Source organism: Chryseobacterium sp. C2(2020) (assembly GCF_014218915.1).
GTDB classification, from domain to species: domain Bacteria; phylum Bacteroidota; class Bacteroidia; order Flavobacteriales; family Weeksellaceae; genus Chryseobacterium; species Chryseobacterium mucoviscidosis.
In genome coordinates this window covers 1-1562 of record NZ_JACLCT010000088.1, presented here as the reverse complement: position 1 = coordinate 1562, position 1562 = coordinate 1, and the positions used below count along the sequence as shown (strand labels likewise).

The 1562-nt window shown below is 31.1% G+C and carries 2 protein-coding genes; one reads left to right on the top strand and one right to left on the bottom strand.

From position 1 onward, the window contains the following. Nucleotides 1-76 precede the first annotated feature (76 nt). Entirely contained in the window at nucleotides 77-574 is a 498-nt protein-coding gene (locus H6W52_RS21010; RefSeq protein WP_262511415.1) for a tyrosine-type recombinase/integrase, read from the top strand. 100 nt (nucleotides 575-674) lie between these two features. Here H6W52_RS21010 and H6W52_RS21005 read toward each other — a convergent pair whose 3' ends face one another. Next, the gene (locus H6W52_RS21005; RefSeq protein ID WP_116097029.1) at nucleotides 675-1319 is read right to left on the bottom strand and encodes a hypothetical protein; all 645 of its coding nucleotides are present in this window, start codon (nucleotides 1317-1319) and stop codon (nucleotides 675-677) included. Nucleotides 1320-1562 lie beyond the last annotated feature (243 nt).

Genomic DNA, 1562 nt, shown 5'->3' with positions numbered 1-1562 from the left:
ACTTTATCTAATGATTGACATTTATAACATTTCATAATACTAATTTATGAAATATATTTTAATTTAACAATACCAAATATTAGATTCTACATCAAATATAAAACATAAAGCAATTCTCACTACTATTTATTCTTGCGGTTTGCGATTAAACGAGGTATTGGAACTGAAAATATCGGATGTAAAATCTCAGGAATCTGTTCTTTTAATCAGGCAGGGAAAAGGGAAGAATGACAGAATTGTAAACCTCTCTCCGAAGTTGCTGGAACTATTGAGAGTGTATTTTAAAATGTATCAGCCGAAAACGTATTTGTTTGAAGGTCAAAATACAGGGCAATACTCAAAAAGAAGTGTGCAGCAGGTATTTAAAAACTCTTTGAAAAAGGCAAACATAAGTTCTCCCGCAACTGTTCATACGCTGCGCCATTCTTACGCAACACATCTTTTAGAAAACGGTACAGATATCAGAATAATTAAAGAACTTTTAGGGCATAACGATATTAAAACTACAGAAATTTATACCCATATTACAGATGTCTCCAAAAGTAAAGTCAAAAGTCCTTTAGATTACTTGTAAAAAACGCTTCACAAAAGCAGTATAATTCTCGCAATGTCACGGATTTGTAATTTCCATATTGTAAAATCACGGATTGCAAATCCGCGCTATCGGATAGTGCTTATTTCATTTTTGGTTCACTCTTCAAAAGTGTTACAAATTTACCATTTTCGTCAATTTTATAAATTGTTGTCGTAATCTCTGTTTCTCCACTGGATTCGTTATAATCTTTCACTTCAATTTTGCTTTTAGAAATCTCGCTTTTTGTCCACATCCAAGATTCCGCAATTTCGTCGTAAGCAATTTGCAATGTGTCAATTTTCTTGAAATTTTTGTCAAAAGTCACCATAAAGGTTTTAAGTTCCATTTCTCCATCTTGAAATGTAAATACAAATGTTCTGAAATTTTCAGAATAGGGTAGTTCATAATTAACAGAAATATCCGTTCCGTTTTTAAGCCAATCTTGAAGTCCTAATTTTTGTATTTGTTCTTTTTTTAGCTTTTTATAAACTCTTCCATCAGGATGATTTTCTCTATATGATTCATCATAAGTGTCGAAAGAAGTTTCTTCAGATATTGGAAAATTCGCCATATCTACTTTCATAAATTTGATTTCATCAATTGCATCCGAATTTTCTTTTAATAAATCAGTTTTGGGTTGAATTTGATTTTTTGGCTTAATTTCTGTTTTTTCAATTTCTTGAGTTTTTTCTTTACAAGAAACTACTGTAATAAAGAATAGAAGTATTAAAATATTTTTTTTCATTATTGATTAATTTTATGTTTTTATTTTACGGTTTTGAGAGCATTACTGCTAACGGTTTGTGGCTTGCGAAGGCAGGGCAATAGAAGCACTTCCGTTCGGTTAATGTACAAAATTTTATAGAAGCACAAAAGCTGAAGTTTGCACTTCAGCCCTGCTTTTGCCAAACCGATGTTGAACTAAACCTTCGGTAGCTTTCTCAGCGCTATATTTAGTTACTTTGTAAAACTAATTAAAAATCAGTAA

Coding starts and splice junctions, on each gene's coding strand:
- H6W52_RS21005 (WP_116097029.1), bottom strand. CDS start 1,319: ATGAAAAAAAATATTTTAATACTTCTATTCTTTATTACAGTAGTTTCT.